This window comes from Lactobacillus sp. LL6 (genome assembly GCF_007570935.1).
Lineage (GTDB): Bacteria > Bacillota > Bacilli > Lactobacillales > Lactobacillaceae > Lactobacillus.
Genome location: NZ_VLLR01000001.1, coordinates 1,130,658 through 1,146,224, shown reverse-complemented (window position 1 = coordinate 1,146,224; position 15,567 = coordinate 1,130,658). Strand labels below are relative to the sequence as shown.

13 protein-coding genes and 1 tRNA gene are annotated in these 15,567 nt (G+C 34.5%); 12 read left to right on the top strand and 2 right to left on the bottom strand.

The genetic code is table 11. From position 1 onward, the window contains the following. Nucleotides 1-58: 58 nt before the first annotated feature. The 8 genes from FOD82_RS05645 to FOD82_RS05610 all read left to right on the top strand — a co-directional run bounded on the left by FOD82_RS05645 (nt 59) and on the right by FOD82_RS05610 (nt 9,590). Nucleotides 59-1,009, top strand: coding sequence for an aspartate carbamoyltransferase catalytic subunit (locus FOD82_RS05645; RefSeq protein ID WP_144355505.1), 951 nt, complete (start codon nt 59-61; stop codon nt 1,007-1,009). After that, nucleotides 1,009-2,271 (top strand): dihydroorotase, encoded by a 1,263-nt coding sequence (locus tag FOD82_RS05640; RefSeq protein ID WP_144355504.1) that lies wholly within the window; start codon nt 1,009-1,011, stop codon nt 2,269-2,271. The genes FOD82_RS05645 and FOD82_RS05640 overlap by 1 nt, the downstream gene beginning before the upstream one ends. A gap of 3 nt (nt 2,272-2,274) precedes the next feature. Then, the gene (locus tag FOD82_RS05635; RefSeq protein WP_144355503.1) at nt 2,275-3,357 is read left to right on the top strand and encodes a carbamoyl phosphate synthase small subunit; all 1,083 of its coding nucleotides are present in this window, start codon (nt 2,275-2,277) and stop codon (nt 3,355-3,357) included. Beyond that, nucleotides 3,350-6,532 (top strand): carbamoyl-phosphate synthase large subunit, encoded by a 3,183-nt coding sequence (gene carB / locus FOD82_RS05630; RefSeq protein ID WP_144355502.1) that lies wholly within the window; start codon nt 3,350-3,352, stop codon nt 6,530-6,532. The genes FOD82_RS05635 and carB overlap by 8 nt, the downstream gene beginning before the upstream one ends. A gap of 88 nt (nt 6,533-6,620) precedes the next feature. Then, nucleotides 6,621-7,883: a replication-associated recombination protein A gene (locus FOD82_RS05625; protein WP_144355501.1), complete on the top strand. Its 1,263-nt coding sequence runs from the start codon at nt 6,621-6,623 to the stop codon at nt 7,881-7,883. Between the two features lie 96 nt (nt 7,884-7,979). Continuing rightward, nucleotides 7,980-8,843 (top strand): GRP family sugar transporter, encoded by an 864-nt coding sequence (locus tag FOD82_RS05620; RefSeq protein ID WP_144355500.1) that lies wholly within the window; start codon nt 7,980-7,982, stop codon nt 8,841-8,843. 200 nt (nt 8,844-9,043) lie between these two features. Continuing rightward, on the top strand, nt 9,044-9,265 hold the full coding sequence (locus FOD82_RS05615) for an AbrB family transcriptional regulator (RefSeq protein ID WP_186277716.1): 222 nt from the start codon (nt 9,044-9,046) through the stop codon (nt 9,263-9,265). Then, nucleotides 9,258-9,590: a type II toxin-antitoxin system PemK/MazF family toxin gene (locus tag FOD82_RS05610; protein ID WP_144355499.1), complete on the top strand. Its 333-nt coding sequence runs from the start codon at nt 9,258-9,260 to the stop codon at nt 9,588-9,590. Before FOD82_RS05615 ends, FOD82_RS05610 begins: the two co-directional genes overlap by 8 nt. A 510-nt stretch (nt 9,591-10,100) precedes the next feature. Here FOD82_RS05610 and FOD82_RS05605 read toward each other — a convergent pair. Then, the gene (locus FOD82_RS05605; protein ID WP_144355498.1) at nt 10,101-12,482 is read right to left on the bottom strand and encodes a Xaa-Pro dipeptidyl-peptidase; all 2,382 of its coding nucleotides are present in this window, start codon (nt 12,480-12,482) and stop codon (nt 10,101-10,103) included. Between the two features lie 161 nt (nt 12,483-12,643). Here FOD82_RS05605 and FOD82_RS05600 point away from each other — a divergent pair, with 161 nt between their 5' ends. Next, a complete protein-coding gene (locus FOD82_RS05600) occupies nt 12,644-13,492 on the top strand; it encodes an alpha/beta hydrolase (RefSeq protein WP_186277735.1) in 849 nt (282 codons plus the stop codon). 29 nt (nt 13,493-13,521) lie between these two features. Here the strand turns inward: FOD82_RS05600 and FOD82_RS05595 are convergent, their stop codons facing one another. After that, the gene (locus tag FOD82_RS05595) at nt 13,522-14,406 is read right to left on the bottom strand and encodes an alpha/beta hydrolase (protein ID WP_144355496.1); all 885 of its coding nucleotides are present in this window, start codon (nt 14,404-14,406) and stop codon (nt 13,522-13,524) included. Between the two features lie 155 nt (nt 14,407-14,561). Here FOD82_RS05595 and FOD82_RS05590 point away from each other — a divergent pair. From FOD82_RS05590 to FOD82_RS05580, 3 genes are all read left to right on the top strand, one after another. After that, a tRNA-Arg gene (locus tag FOD82_RS05590) sits at nt 14,562-14,638 on the top strand. A gap of 90 nt (nt 14,639-14,728) precedes the next feature. Next, nucleotides 14,729-15,331: an ECF transporter S component gene (locus FOD82_RS05585; RefSeq protein ID WP_144355495.1), complete on the top strand. Its 603-nt coding sequence runs from the start codon at nt 14,729-14,731 to the stop codon at nt 15,329-15,331. Between the two features lies 1 nt (nt 15,332). Continuing rightward, nucleotides 15,333-15,551, top strand: a complete 219-nt coding sequence (locus tag FOD82_RS05580) for a 2-hydroxymuconate tautomerase (protein WP_277950088.1) — start codon at nt 15,333-15,335, stop codon at nt 15,549-15,551. The last annotated feature ends 16 nt before the right edge of the window (nt 15,552-15,567 follow it).

Genomic DNA, 15,567 nt, shown 5'->3' with positions numbered 1-15,567 from the left:
TTAAAAGCCTGGAGCAATTAAATGCTTCAGGCTTTTATTTTTTAGAAGGAATTAAATTATGAAAACATTAAATCTTGTTAGTTTAAAACATTTTGTGGAAGTTAAGGACTTAACTCAAGAAGAAATTATAGCTTTAATCAAGCGAGCAGAATTTTTTAAAAAAGGTGGGAGTTGCCAAAAGCTTACTCAGCCTGTATATATCAGCAATCTGTTTTTTGAAGATTCAAGCAGGACACACACTAGTTTTGAAATGGCAGAAAGAAAGCTAGGTCTTACAGTAATTCCTTTTGATGCAAAACATAGTTCAGTAAATAAAGGCGAAACTTTATACGATACTTCTTTAATCATGGATGCAGTTGGAGTAGATATTGAAGTAATCAGACATTCGCAAAATGAATATTATCAAGATTTGATTCATCCTAAAGGAAACTTGAATGTTGGAATTATTAATGCAGGAGACGGCAGTGGTCAGCATCCTTCTCAATGTATGCTTGATATGATGACTATTTATGAAAAGTTTGGCAGTTTTCAAGATTTAAAAGTTGCTATTATCGGTGATATCACTAATTCTCGCGTAGCAAAAAGCAACATGGAATTGTTAAATAAATTAGGAGCGCAGGTCTATTTTGCAGGGCCAGAATATTGGTATGATAAAAAATTTGATAAATATGGCAAATATAGTCAAATAGATGAAATTTTACCGCAGGTTGATGTAGTGATGCTTTTGCGAGTGCAACATGAACGCCATCAAGGGGATGCACATGAAGAAAAATTTAGCGCTAACCAATATCATGAAAAATACGGAATTGGTGAAAAGCGTTATAAAAAGCTAAAAAAAGGAGCAATCATTATGCATCCAGGTCCTATTAATCATGATGTAGAACTAAGTAATAAATTAGTTGAAGCACCAAAGTCAATGTTTTATAAACAAATGCAAAATGGGGTATTTATGCGGATGGCCATGATTGAAGCAGTAATTAGAGGACGAAAATTAGGAGGGATCAGATAATGAAGACAGTTATTAAAAATGGTCTTGTCTATCAAAATGGCGAATTACTTCATTTAGATGTTTTAATTGATGGCAAAAAAATAAGCGCAATTGGAGAAAATCTATCAGCTGAAAAGACTATCGATGCTGCTGGAATGCTTGTCACACCCGGGTTAGTCGATGTTCATGTTCATTATCGTGATCCTGGTCAAACATATAAAGAAGATATTGAAACAGGAAGTTGTGCAGCTCTACACGGCGGTTTTACTACAGTTTGTGCAATGCCAAATGTAATACCTGTTCCTAATACGCCAGAATTGATGAAAAAAATGGTAACCAACAATCAAGAGCGTGGATCAGTCCATATTTTTCAATATGGGCCAGTCACAATTGATGAAACTAGTGATAAAATTCCAGATTACGCAGCCTTAAAAAAAGCTGGAGCAATTGCTTTAAGCAACGACGGTCATGGAGTTCAAAGTGCGCAAGTAATGTATAAGGCAATGGAAAAGGCTAAAGAAAATAATTTAATAATTGCAGCCCACGCTCAAGATGATTCTTTGTTCAATCATGGCGTAATCAATGAAGGTGAAAAAGCACAAGAATTAAATTTGCCAGAAATTAGTGAACTTGCCGAAACTACACAAATTGCTCGAGACCTGCTTTTAGCTGAAAAAACTGGGGTTCATTATCACATTTGTCATGTTTCTACAAAAACAAGTTTGGACTTAGTTAGAACAGCTAAAAAACGTGGCGTTCATGTTACTTGTGAAGTAGCTCCGCACCATTTATTACTAGCTGATAGTGATATTCCAACAGATGATCCTTATTATAAAATGAATCCTCCTCTTCGCAGTAAAGAAGATAAAGAAGCATTGTTGCAGGGGTTAATTGATGGAACTGTTGATATGATTGCGACTGATCATGCTCCTCATGCAAAAAATGAAAAAACAGGCTCAATGAAAACAGCTGCTTTTGGAATTACTGGAAGTGAAACAGCTTTTGGCAGTTTATATACTAAATTGGTTAAAACTGGAAAACTTAAACTAGAAAGATTGCTTGAATTAATGACTAAGAATCCAGCACAAATATTCAACTTGAAAACTGGAATAATTGAACCAGGACAAGAAGCAGATATTGCGATATTTGATATAAATCATAAAAAGAAACTCTTAGAAGAGGATTATCAGTCTAAAGCAGTAAATACTCCTTTTACAGGTGAGAGCTTTTTTGGAGAAACAGTCAAAACAATCGTAAGTGGTGAAGTTAAGTACGAGAGGTAAATAATGCAATATTTAATTTTAGAAGATGGCTCTATTTATGCAGGCGAAAGTTTTGGTGCAAAAATTGAAAGTGAAGGTGAGGTAGTCTTTACAACAGGAATGACAGGGTATCAAGAAGCTATCACTGATCAATCTTATGCAAATCAGATTTTGGTTTTTACAAATCCATTAATTGGAAACTATGGGGTTTGTTTAGCAGATAATGAAAGTCTAAATCCGCAAATTAAGGGCGTAATTTGTCATCAGGTTGCGCGCTATCCTGATAATTGGAGAATGCAAGAAAGTTTGCCTGAATTTTTGCAAAAAAGAAATATTCCTGCTATTCAAGGAATTGATACTCGTAGCTTGGTTAAAAAATTACGACTCCATGGCACTTTAAATGGTAAAATTGCATCTTCTAAAGAACAAGCGGAAAAAATTGCTGCAGAATTGCGTGAAAAGAATCTAACCCAACATATTATTAAGCAAGTTTCTACTAAAAGTCCTTATCCAGTTCCAGGTAGTCAAAGAAATATTGTGGTAATTGATTTTGGCTTGAAAAATAGCATCTTGAAAGAACTTACAAAAAGAAATTGTAATTGTATTGTTTTACCCTTTTCAGCAAGCAGTCAAGAAGTTTTAAATCTGCATCCTGATGGAGTTTTATTATCAAATGGCCCCGGAGATCCAGAAGAAATGCAAGAAGCAGTTAAGATGGTTCAAGAAGTTGAAAAGCATATTCCACTCTTTGGGATTTGTATGGGACACCAAGTTTTCGCTTTAGCTAATGGTGCTAAAACTTATAAGATGAAATTTGGTCATCGCGGATTTAATCATCCAGTAAAAGAAATTGCTACTGGTAAAATTGGCTTTACTTCTCAAAATCATGGTTACGCTGTTGCTGAAGATTCAATTGATTTTCAAAATTTAATGGTCACTTATAAAGAGATAAATGATAATACTGTAGAAGGTTTACGTCATAAAAAATATCCTGCATTTTCAGTGCAGTTTCACCCAGATGCTACTCCAGGTCCATATGATGAAGTTTCATTATTTGATGAGTTTATGATGATGATTGATAATTTTAAAGGAGCAAAAAATGCCTAAGAGACAAGATATTCATAAAATTTTAGTAATTGGTTCAGGCCCCATTATTATCGGTCAAGCAGCCGAATTTGATTATTCTGGAACTCAAGCTTGTTTGGCACTTAAGGAAGAAGGCTATGAAGTAGTTTTAATTAATTCTAATCCTGCCACTATCATGACTGATACTACAATTGCTGATAAAGTCTATATTGAGCCTTTAACTTTGGAAAGTGTTTCAAGAATTATTCGTCAAGAATACCCAGATGCAATTTTGCCAACTTTAGGAGGGCAAGTTGGACTTAATATGGCATTAAGTCTTGCTAAAAGTGGTTTGCTTGATGAACTAGGAATTGAACTTTTAGGTACCAAATTAGAGTCAATTGAACAAGCTGAGGATAGAGAAAAGTTTAAAGAACTTTGTCAAAAATTAGGTGAACCAGTCCCTGCTTCTAAAACCGTTAATACAGTAAAAGAAGCACTAGATTTTGGTGAAGAAATTGGCTATCCAATCATTGTTCGCCCTGCTTTTACTATGGGAGGAACTGGAGGCGGAATCTGTAATAACGCTAAAGAATTGCGTGAAATTGCTAAAAATGGCCTTGAATTATCTCCAGTAACAGAATGCTTAATTGAAAAATCAATTGCTGGTTATAAAGAAGTAGAGTTTGAAGTAATGCGTGACAAAAATGATAATGCTATGATTGTGTGTTGCATGGAAAATTTTGATCCAGTCGGCATTCATACAGGAGACTCGATTGTTTTTGCACCATCACAAACTTTGTCTGATAAAGAATATCAAATGTTGCGTGATTGCTCTTTAAAACTAATTCGCGCTTTGAAAATAGAAGGTGGCTGTAATGTACAGCTTGCTTTGAATCCCGATAGTTTTGAATATGATGTAATCGAAGTAAATCCGCGCGTTTCTCGCTCAAGTGCCTTAGCCTCAAAGGCAACTGGGTATCCAATTGCTAAAATGGCAGCTAAAATTGCAATTGGGGAAACTTTAGATGAAATTAAGAATCCAGTAACTGGAACTACATATGCAGAATTTGAACCAGCACTTGATTATGTTGTCTGCAAAATGCCACGTTTACCATTTGATAAGTTTCCTAAAGCAAATCGCACACTTGGCACACAAATGAAGGCAACAGGTGAAGTAATGGCTATTGGCCGAAGTGCTGAGGAAGCTCTTTTAAAGGCAATTCGTTCTTTAGAAATTGATGAAAAAGATCTCTTTTCTAAAAAAGCTCATGAAGCAAGTGATGATGAAATTGAATATAAATTAGTTAAAGCTCAAGACGATCGTATCTTTTATATTGCTGAAGCTTTTAGAAGAGGATACAGTTTAGAAGATATTCATGAACTTACTAAGATAAGTCGCTACTTTTTAGATATAGTTAAGCATTTAGTTGAACTTGAAAAAGTAGTTATTAATAATCCTAATGATGTTGATAGTTTAAAACTTGCTAAAAAATACGGCTTCAGTGATTCGACAATTGCTAAACTATGGCAACTAACTGCAGATGAAATTCGAAGTCTTCGCAAAGAAAATAACATTCTTCCAGTGTATAAAATGGTAGACACTTGTGCAGCAGAATTTGAATCAACTACTCCTTACTTTTATTCAAGTTATGATAGTGAAAATGAAAGTAAAAAATCAGCTAAAAAGTCAATTCTTGTTTTAGGCTCAGGACCAATCAGAATTGGTCAAGGGGTTGAATTTGATTATGCGACAGTGCACTCTGTAAAAGCATTACAAAAAATGGGTTATGAAGCAATTGTAATTAATTCAAATCCTGAAACAGTATCAACTGATTTCTCAGTTTCAGATAAGTTATACTTTGAACCATTAACTTTAGAAGATGTACTTAATGTTTGTGATTTGGAAAAGCCCGAAGGAGTTATTGTTCAGTTCGGTGGTCAAACTTCAATCAATTTAGCAGAAGATTTAGAAAAACATGGAATAAAAATTCTTGGTACAAGTATAGCTGATTTAAACCGTGCAGAAGACCGGGAAGAATTTGATCAAGTAATTAAAGAATTAAACTTAAAACAACCTCAAGGCTTAACTGCAACTAGTCAAAGTGGTGTGCTTGAAGCTGCTGAAAAGTTAGGCTATCCAGTGTTAGTTCGTCCAAGCTATGTTTTAGGTGGAAAGGCGATGGAAATTGTCTATTCTGAAAAAGAACTAAAAGAATATCTTGCTAACCACGTAGATATTGCTGAAGAACATCCAATTTTAGTTGATGATTATCTTGATGGCAGAGAATGTGATGTAGATGCAATTTGTGATGGAGAAGATGTTCTCTTGCCAGGAATCATGGAACATATTGAACATGCTGGTGTTCACTCAGGGGACTCGATGGCAGTTTATCCTCCGCAAAGTTTTGATGAAAATATCAAAGAAAAAATTATGGATGTAACTAGAAAACTCGCACTCAAGTTGAATTGTCGCGGAATCATGAATATTCAGTTCATTGTGCGTGACGGAGATGTTTATGTAATTGAAGTTAATCCGCGAGCAAGTCGAACTGTACCATTTTTAAGTAAAATTACTGGTATTGAAATGGCACAAGTTGCTACAAGAGTGATTATGGGCGAAAGTTTGAAAGAACAAGGCTATAGTGATGGTCTGTATCCAGAACCTGAAATGATTAGTGTAAAAGCACCTGTCTTTAGCTTTAGTAAATTAGCTGATGTTGATAGTTATCTTGGACCTGAAATGAAATCTACTGGTGAAGTTATGGGGAGTGACCGAAGTTTTGCTAAGGCTCTTTATAAAGCTTTTGCTGGGGCTAAGATGAAACTGCCAGAAAATGGAAGTGTTTTGCTTACTATTGAAGATCAAGATAAAGAAAAAATTCTGCCAATTGCGAAGAAGTTTGCACAAATTGGTTATCGGATTTTTGCTACTAAAGGTACAGCTAACTTCTTACAGAGCAACCAGCTTCATGTAGATGAAGTAAGTAAAATAAATGAAGATTCTGCTAATAATATCATTTCAGAAATGCAATCTGGTAAAATTGACTTAGTGATCAATACTATGGGGCATGACTTAGAAAAAAATAGTGATGGCTTCATTATCCGTCAAACTGCTATCCAGCAGAATATTCCGCTCATCACAGCATTAGACACTGCTAAGGCTTTGTTAACTGCGTTGGAAAATCGCTCATTTAGTACACAAAGTTTGGATTAGAATTTAAGAAAATAATAGAATAAGTGTTAAGTAGATTATCAGCTACTTAACACTTATTTATTTTGAAAAATTGAATGAGGAAATATATATGAGATATAAAACACCATTAGCTAATCAAATACGACCGCAAAGTTTAGATGAGATAGTAGGACAAAAAGAACTATTAGCAGAAGGGATGCCACTTAGAAAAATTATTGAGCAAAAAGTTTCTATCCCGTTGATTCTGTGGGGACCACCTGGAACTGGGAAAACAACGCTTGCTAGAATCATTGCAAAGAATTATCAATATCCTTTAGCTGAATTTAATGCTTCAATTGATAATAAAGCTAAATTGACAGAATATCTAAAAGTTTATCAAAATCAGACTTTTATTTTATTGATTGATGAAATTCACCGCATGACTAAAACTTTACAGGACTTTTTGTTGCCATATTTGGAAGACGGTCACATAATGCTGATTGGTGCTACTACTGAAAATCCAGTAATGTCATTAGTTCCGGCAGTTAGGTCACGTTGTCAGATTTTTGAGTTTAAGGCATTAACTGATGAGGATATTTTGACAGTTCTGAAAAAAGCAGCAAAAGAAAATTATCAGCTTAAAAATTGCCAGATTGAAGATGAGGCTTTAGAAATGCTGGCTGCAATTGCTGATGGAGATTTGAGAGTGGGATTGAATCTTTTAGAAACTATACATGCAATTAACCCTGAAAAAATATCTAAAGAAGATGTAATAGTCTATTCTAAGCAGCAAAACTTTAGCTATGACAAAAATGCAACGAAACATTATGATTATCTGGCAGCTTATTCTGATTCAATGGCTGGCTCTGATACGGATGCGGCGCTGTATTATTTGGCAGTTTTATTAAAAAATGGAGACTTGCCATCCGTTGTGCGCAGATTAAGAGAAATTCCTTATACTTATGTTGGCTTAGCAAATCCTGAAATGGTAACACAAATTGTGATAGCGGCTAATCAAGCTGAAGAGGTGGGGATGCCAAAATCAAAGTATCCCTTGATGTTTGCGACAATGCTGATGTGTCTTTCACCAAAGTCTGGTGCTTTTGATGAAATTTGGGAGCGGTTAGATGAAGATACTGACCATCCCAGCCAGCACCCAATGCCTAGAGGATTGCGTGATCAGCATTATAAGCATTCAGAAGAAATTACAGGTGGAGGACTAATTAAGTCACCATTTGAAGAAAAATATCAGATTGCTAAACAAAATTACATGCCAAAAGGGTTAGAAGGTAAAAGATATTATTATCCAAAAGATAATAAAAATGAGCGAAAATTTGCGGAAAAGTATTTAAAATTACATCATTATATTTATGGTGAAGATTATAAGAATTAGTAATGAAGAGTTGATTTAAGTTGCATGAAAGCGTGTACTTCTGGTATAATTCCATAGTTATACAATTCTATAAGTATATAGGGGAGAGAAAACAAAGTGAAATACGTATTTCTATTTTTACCAGCACTGGCTTGGGGTATTATGCCGGTTTTTGTTGCTGGTGTGAAGAAGAGTACCACTTATAATCAAATTACTGGTACAGTTATTGGTGCATTCTTGCTTGGAGCAGTTGCTACATTGATTACACGTCCTGCAATGAACTGGACAACATTTTTAATTGCGATGATTGCCGGGGCTGCCTGGACAATTGGTCAGGTTGGACAGTATATTTCTTATGCTAATATTGGTGTTTCAGAAACTATGCCACTTTCAACTGGACTTCAGTTGATTGGTGTACCAATCGTTGGTGTTCTGCTTTTTGGAGAATGGAGCAGTGCCCAAGCTAAGATTTTTGGTTTTATTGGAATTTTGGCTTTGATTATTGGGGTTTACCTTACTTCTAAGGATGATGAAGGAACTGAAGAAGGCAACAAGAAGAATCAAACAACAACTTTGATTATTTTGGTTGTAACTACTCTTGGTTACATTGCTTCAAGTTCTATTCCAAAGGCAGTAAAGGCTGATGGTGTAGCTATCTTCTTCGGTGAAACTATCGGTATGCTTATTGCGGTACTAATTTACTTAGCAGCAAGTAAGCAACTTGGAGCTATCAAGCAAAAAGAAAGTTACTTGGTAATTCCAGCTGGACTTATCTTTGCAATTGGTAACTTGAGTTACATTATGTCAGTTAAGGATAATGGTGTTAACTTAGGATTTGTTATGTCACAGCTTGCTGTTATCATTTCAACTCTTAGTGGTATCATTTTCTTACATGAAAGAAAATCAAAGAAGGGTTACATTTTTACAGCTTGCGGTCTTGCATTGATTGTTGCTGGTGCTATCCTTACTTCTTTGTTCTAGAGAAGATATATAAAAAGAGATTCAGTAGGACTGAAATAGTCTTATTGAATCTCTTTTTTGTTGTTTGTGAATGACTGTTGATCTTGAGTTAAGTAAGAAAATCAAATTGAAGGGATGTTTTTTCACTTATTGCTACGTTTCTACTTTATTCTAATAATTATATTTAGTATAATTAAGTTATACAGGAAGGAAGTGGAATTATGTCACAAGCAAAGACAAGAAAAGTTGGTAATTCAGTTATGATTTCAATTCCTAAGGAACTGCATCCCGAAATTAATAAAGAGTACATCATTACCCGAACTAAAAACGGAGCATTTATTATGGCCCCTAAAATTAGTAATCCTTTTAGCAGTAATGAGAATTTTCAAGATTCTCCAAGTCTTTTTGAACTACAAGCCATGAAAGGATGGGAGAATGACTAATATTCAACAAGGAGATATTATATGGGTTGATTTTTCTCCTTCTGTTGGAGAAGAAATGAGAGGAAGACACCCAGCACTAGTTGTATCATCAAATGATTATAACCAAAAAACTTCTTACATAATTGTTTGTCCTATTACTTCTCATGGTAATAATTTTAGTGGATACGTTCCTCTGCATAACTATAAAATACATGGTCGAATTAATGCTACACAGATTTACAGTTTTTCACTGAAACGAATGAAATCACAAGTTGTAGATAAAATTAGACCAGAAGATTTATTGTTAGTAAAACAAATAATTGATTATGCACTTCAAATAAATTAAATAATAGCTAAACTTAATTTTAACAATAAAAAAGAAATTCAGTAGGGCTGAAATAGTCTTATTTAATTTTTTTATTGTTTGGATTTACTTTTTATCTAATTTTGCAAATAATATACACTAAATATCTTTGAATTTATAAATAATTATACTTTTGTATGTAATTAAAATTAAGGGGGGTTTAAATGGATTCAAGTGCAGGTTCAACAGCACTACCAAGATTATTATGGAGATAAAATTAATTTTTGTCCTTAAGAGGTGCGTTATAATTAATATATAGTTTGAGTCTAAATAGTAATTATGACAGAAAAATTCGTTATAAATACTTTAGAAGAATAATATAATTGTTGAAAATTAAGGCCTTGATACTTATGATTTATCATTAAGAATCTCAGCTGCTCAAAATAAATGTGATTACGCTTATTCTTGATGGGATAAAGAAGGGGTTAGAGCAGCGAGAATAAAAAAGGATTATAGCCAATTACGACTATAATCCTTTTTATATATCATTAATTACTTTTGCCAGAATCTTAATTCAGTTCCAGCTAAATCAACTGTATAAGTTTCATCTTCAAGTGGGCGCTTAGTCATACCTTGGTCAGTTGAATAGATAATTAGTGCTAGGCTTGAACCAACAGGAATGCGGTAATAAGTTGGCTGAAGTTTAAACTTCAAATCGACAAATTGATCTGCTTTAATTTCACTAGGTTTCTTCATATCTTTGTAGTTTTGCAAGTTCATATGTCCCTTAGTAATTAATTTTGCATCGGTTATTTTATCTGGGACAAATTCTTGCAAGGTATCAGTTCCGAAGCGATAGCCAAGTTCTTGACCGCCGCGCATTAAGAATTTAGGAGTAGGAGTTAGACGCTTGCGTTTACCCATTTCAACTAAAGCTACGGAGAGTTGACCTTTTGGCAAGCTTCCAGATACACGCACTGTGACTTCTGGGCGACCTACAATTGTTGTTGGATGGATAAACTCATCAGTTGTATAACGCAGACTAGCTTTAGCCCATTTCTCATCGCCAGAAATAAATTTATATTGCCACTCACTCTCAGAAATCTTAGCCTCTTTGAATTCTTTTCCACCAACATCAACAAAGGACTGCTTTTCTTTGCCATTACCATCTTTATATAATTCATGGTCATCAGTTGGGTAGTAAGTAGTTTCATGGCCGATTTCATCAGACCAATCATCTTCTTCATGCCATTTATCGGCATATAGATTATCCTGAATCATTACAGTTGGCCATTGTTCATAAGCATGATTTTCAATATTTAATAATTCATGAACAAACCAAAGATTCATCAAGTCGGTAAAGTCAATTGAAGCAAAATTGTTCATATTATAGTGAGGTCCTTGATGAAGGAAGAGATGGTGTTCAATTGGCAAGTTTTTAACTTTTTGCCAAATTTTATAAACATTTTTAGGTTTAACATTCCAGTCATTAAGTCCATGAACGCTGATCCATGAACATTTGATGCCGTCTGTATGATGGCGATAGTTACGAACATTCCAGAAGTTAGAATATTGACCAGTTATGCGATCTTCTTTATCATATAGCTTTTTTTGTTCTGCGTCATATTTTGGCTTGATTTTAAGCATACTACCTGCATCCCATAAATTAGATTGACAAGTTTCTGCTAATAAATCTAAGTCTTCTCCTTGGCAATCTTCTGGAGCTATTACCAAGCCATGTTCGCGATAGTAATCATACCATGAAGAAATTGCAGCTTCAGAAACCACAGTCTTAAGTCCTTTTACGCCAGTAGTAGCAACCGCAATTTGCAAAGTACCAAGGTATGAGCGACCAGTCATTCCGATATTTTTATTACACCAGTCAGCTTTTGTTTCATGCTTTTTAGTTCTATCAGTGTAAGCAATGCGGTCTCCATGTAACCACTCTACAACAGCCTTAGCAGATTCAGTTTCTTCGGGAGCTCCAGTAATTCTTAATCCGTCACTGCCGCGAGTTCCAATTCCTCCCGCAAAAACACTTGCAAAACCGCGCGCAAGCATATACTCATTAAGTGGGTAAGAAGACTTATGAACTGCTTCTTCAGTTGAGGGAGAATTTTCTGAGTTAGGTTTTGGTGCATCAATATGAGGAGAAGCAACATACTGAGGGTCAGTCCATTCAGTAGCATCGCTCAAGTTTTCATCAACGTTATGGTTGCGCTTTTCATTTGCAATAATTCCGCCGAAATATGGACTTGCAGTGTATAATGCTGGGACTTTAAGACCCTTATTTGATTCAGCTGGTCTAAATACAGTCACTTGAATAAGGTCGCTTTTACCATCTTGGTCGGTATCAAGGTCAGTTTCAACATATACAACTTCTCGAATTACTTTTTCAGTGTTAAAAACAGGCAGGGATTTTCCATTGAAGAACATAAACTTGTTTTGACCCCAGAATTGAGTGAAGTAGCCTTTGCCAGCCATCACATCAATTAATAGCTGACCGTTTTTAGCACGAGTATTAAGTAAGCGATAAAATACTTCAACTAGGCGATGAGGAGAGTCAATATCTTGTAAAAATGGCAACGCCTGTCTTTGCATAAAGCTAGTTGGGTCATCTAATTTATAATCATAATTAACATGATAGCCTAATAGTTGCAAGGCTACGTTGTAAAATTGAATAGTGCCAATTTTTTCCGGCTTTTTTGTTAAAAATTGTGCCAGGGTCTCTTTATCAGAAACAGCAAATTCAGTAAGTTTGGCTGTTTTTGCTTCATCGCTTTTAGCTTCAACGATAATTGTCTTGATAAGCTTACTAAGCAAGTCGCTGAATTTCCAATCTTGCCAGTTTTTAGGTAAGAAGTTAATGTCTAGCAATTCTTTTTCTTGTCTAGCAAAGTCGCTATTAACATAGGCGTATTGATTGTACTTCATAATAGTTTTAGTTTCCTCCTTTTGACTAATTCTATTAATTTAAGTGTACTAGTTTTGTTAATGATAGAAAATAATTATGGCTATTAATTAGTAAAAAATATTTCATTTTTTAACTTCTTGAGGATAAAATGATTGTGAGTTAATTAGAAAGAGGAATAATGATGAAAAAGAAGTTCTTAATCCCGGTTTTAGCTATCTTGACAATAATATTAGCAGCTTGTTCAAATTCTAAATCAACTTCTGCAAAGACTAGCAAAGTAACAATCGGCACTCCTACTTTATTTTTTCATGGAGGAGGGTCATCATATCACGCTGAAGAGCATATGGTTGACGCTGCCAAAAAGGCTGGTGTTACGAAGTCGGTTATTAGAGCAGAGGTTACATCTAGCGGAAAGGTAACTTTAATTGGTGATTTTAGTAAAAATGCTAAAAATCCTATTGTTGAAGTAAACTATCAAAATAATCGTCAATTAAATTTTAAAGAGCATGGAGTTTATGCAACCAATGTAGTTAAAGCTCTGCAAAAGCAATATTCTTTTAAGAAAATGAATATGGTAGGCCATTCTTTAGGAAATATCTCAATTATTTATTACATGCTTTTAAATGGTAAAAATAAGAAAATGCCCAAGTTAGTCAAGCAAGTTGACATGGCAGGACATTTTGCTGGACTTAACTTTGATGTGCCTAGTGATATTCGCCAGCCAAAGGGACTTAAGCTTGATAAAAACGGCAAGCCGAACAAGATGAATAAAACTTACAAAGAAATGACCAAAGTTCGCAATACTTATCCTAAAAACCAGGTTAAAGTTTTGAATATTATTGGGGATATCGGCGATAAAACTGATGGTACAGTTCCTAATGTGTCATCTCTTTCATTGAAATATTTAGTTGCAGATAAAGCTAAGAGTTATCAAGTAGTTAAATTTGCTGGTAAAAATGCTCGTCATTCAAGACTTCATGAAAATAGCCAGGTTGATAAGGTATTAATTAAGTTTTTATGGAATAAATAAAAATAAGGCTTCATTTTGAAGCCTTTTTCTTATTCTTGAATAAATCTTCTAAAGAAAGTTAGTTCATCGTCTGTTGCTTGAGCAGCGGCTTTGCTTTTTTGATCTACAAAAAAGACGTGTCCTAAGGGATGCTCTTGAGTACCGTACATGTTTAAATCAGCATGAACACCTCTTGCAAGTAAAAATCCAAATAAAGTATGCTGCATATCACGTAAGAAGTCATCATTTGCAGTAATTAAAAAGGTTGGTGGAAATTGATTAGTGATATATTTTTCAACATTTAACTGTTCATGATACTTTTTAACAGCTTCAGGAGTAAAATATGCAGATTCTAATCCATTAAGACCATTCAGTACAAAAGAAGCAGCACAATTAAGACCAACAGCTCTAACGTTTAAATTAACTGGTTTATAGTCAAATAGTTTTGCGTAATTAGGATTTGATAAAATCGTTACATATTGTTCTGCCATTTGGCCGCCTGCTGAGTCTCCAATTATAAAGACATTATTTCGATCCAAGCGGTATTCTTCAGCATGTTTATCAACCCAATGAATATACTGATTGACATCATTTAATTCGTCGGGATATTCGGCATTTTCTGGAGCTAGATGATAGTTAGGATTAATAAAAGCAAAGCCGCGTCTAGCAATCCCCATCCCGTAGTATTGGTAAGTTTCTTTAGTTCCATATACCCAACCGCCACCATGAATATTAATAATTGTAGGATATGGGGGAGTAACGCTTTTTGGAAGATAAACATCGAGCAAGTTCCATTTAGGATCAGGACCATAAGGAAGGTTATCAATTCTTTCTACTTCCTGAGGAGTAGAAAGACCGCTGTCACGCTTATCATCATTTTCTTTAGCATTCATCCTAAAGCGTCCAATTAATTGGTTTAGTTCAATTTTATCCATAATAAAAGTCTCTTTCTAAAAATGAAATCACTTACATAAATAATAGTAGTACATTTTCAAAAAAATTGAAAATTTTTTATAAAAAATGCTTGCATTTTTTAAAATTAGCCCGTATAATAATTTATGTTCTGTTGAGGACATACAAACATACAACTGGTCTGGTAGCTCAGCTGGATAGAGCAACAGTCTTCTAAACTGTGGGTCGTGGGTTCGAATCTCACCCGGATCACCAAGTAAGGTAACATCTGTGGATGTTACCTTTTTTGTTTTCATTTTTTCTATTTTTTTGTAAAATTAAATAAAAAATATTTGGAGTTTTTTGATGAGGAAAAGAGAAACCATAAATTTAACAATTACTGCTATTTTTACTGCAATTTTATTATTGCAGACTCTGGTGCCAAACATTGGCTATATCCATCTTTTGCCAGGGCTTCCGGCAATCACGACAGTGCCCTTGACCGTAGCTTTATATGCGAGCTTGATGGGGATTAAAGCAGGAAGTTTATTTGGGCTTTTTTGGGGGATTACTAGACTGATTATGGCTTATTTGCAACCAACTGATATGGTAACGATTTTACTTTTTCAAAACCCACTAATTGCAATTGTGCCACGCTTTTTTGCTGGTTTTATTGCAGCTGTGGTTGAAAAAATAATGTCAAATAAAAATGAAAAACTAGCAGCGTTTTTTACAGGTTTTTTGACTTCATTTACTAATACAGCTTTAGTAATCGGACTTGCAAGTTTAGTATTTATACATAATCCTGCAAGCTTAACTAAGTATTTAAACATTTCTAGTTCTAGTCAACCACTTATTTTAGTTTTGATAGGAGCTTTAGGTATAAATGGGCTAGTAGAGATGGTTTTTACGGGGGTTTTGACACCGATTATTTTGCCAGCATTAAAAATTGTCCGCAAAAAAATCTAAAATAGCGTATAATTCTAGTAAAAAACAGGAGGTAAAATTTATGCCGTTTGTACATATTGAATTAATTAAGGGTCGCTCTGATGAACAACTAACTAACTTGATGAAAGATGTTACTGAAGCCGTTCACAAAAACACAGGTGCACCTAAAGAACATATTCACGTAATTATTAATGAACTTGATAAGCATACTTATGGTCAAGGCGGAGAATGGCGCGCATAACATTTTAAGCGTTAGG

Bases quoted from the DNA above. Each gene is read 5' to 3' on its own strand.
- FOD82_RS05610 (WP_144355499.1), top strand. From the start codon at position 9,258: ATGACTAATATTCAACAAGGAGATATTATATGGGTTGATTTTTCTCCT.
- FOD82_RS05625 (WP_144355501.1), top strand. From the start codon at position 6,621: ATGAGATATAAAACACCATTAGCTAATCAAATACGACCGCAAAGTTTA.
- FOD82_RS05615 (WP_186277716.1), top strand. From the start codon at position 9,044: ATGTCACAAGCAAAGACAAGAAAAGTTGGTAATTCAGTTATGATTTCA.
- FOD82_RS05605 (WP_144355498.1), bottom strand. From the start codon at position 12,482: ATGAAGTACAATCAATACGCCTATGTTAATAGCGACTTTGCTAGACAA.
- FOD82_RS05640 (WP_144355504.1), top strand. From the start codon at position 1,009: ATGAAGACAGTTATTAAAAATGGTCTTGTCTATCAAAATGGCGAATTA.
- FOD82_RS05635 (WP_144355503.1), top strand. From the start codon at position 2,275: ATGCAATATTTAATTTTAGAAGATGGCTCTATTTATGCAGGCGAAAGT.
- FOD82_RS05585 (WP_144355495.1), top strand. From the start codon at position 14,729: ATGAGGAAAAGAGAAACCATAAATTTAACAATTACTGCTATTTTTACT.
- FOD82_RS05595 (WP_144355496.1), bottom strand. From the start codon at position 14,406: ATGGATAAAATTGAACTAAACCAATTAATTGGACGCTTTAGGATGAAT.
- FOD82_RS05645 (WP_144355505.1), top strand. From the start codon at position 59: ATGAAAACATTAAATCTTGTTAGTTTAAAACATTTTGTGGAAGTTAAG.
- carB (WP_144355502.1), top strand. From the start codon at position 3,350: ATGCCTAAGAGACAAGATATTCATAAAATTTTAGTAATTGGTTCAGGC.
- FOD82_RS05600 (WP_186277735.1), top strand. From the start codon at position 12,644: ATGAAAAAGAAGTTCTTAATCCCGGTTTTAGCTATCTTGACAATAATA.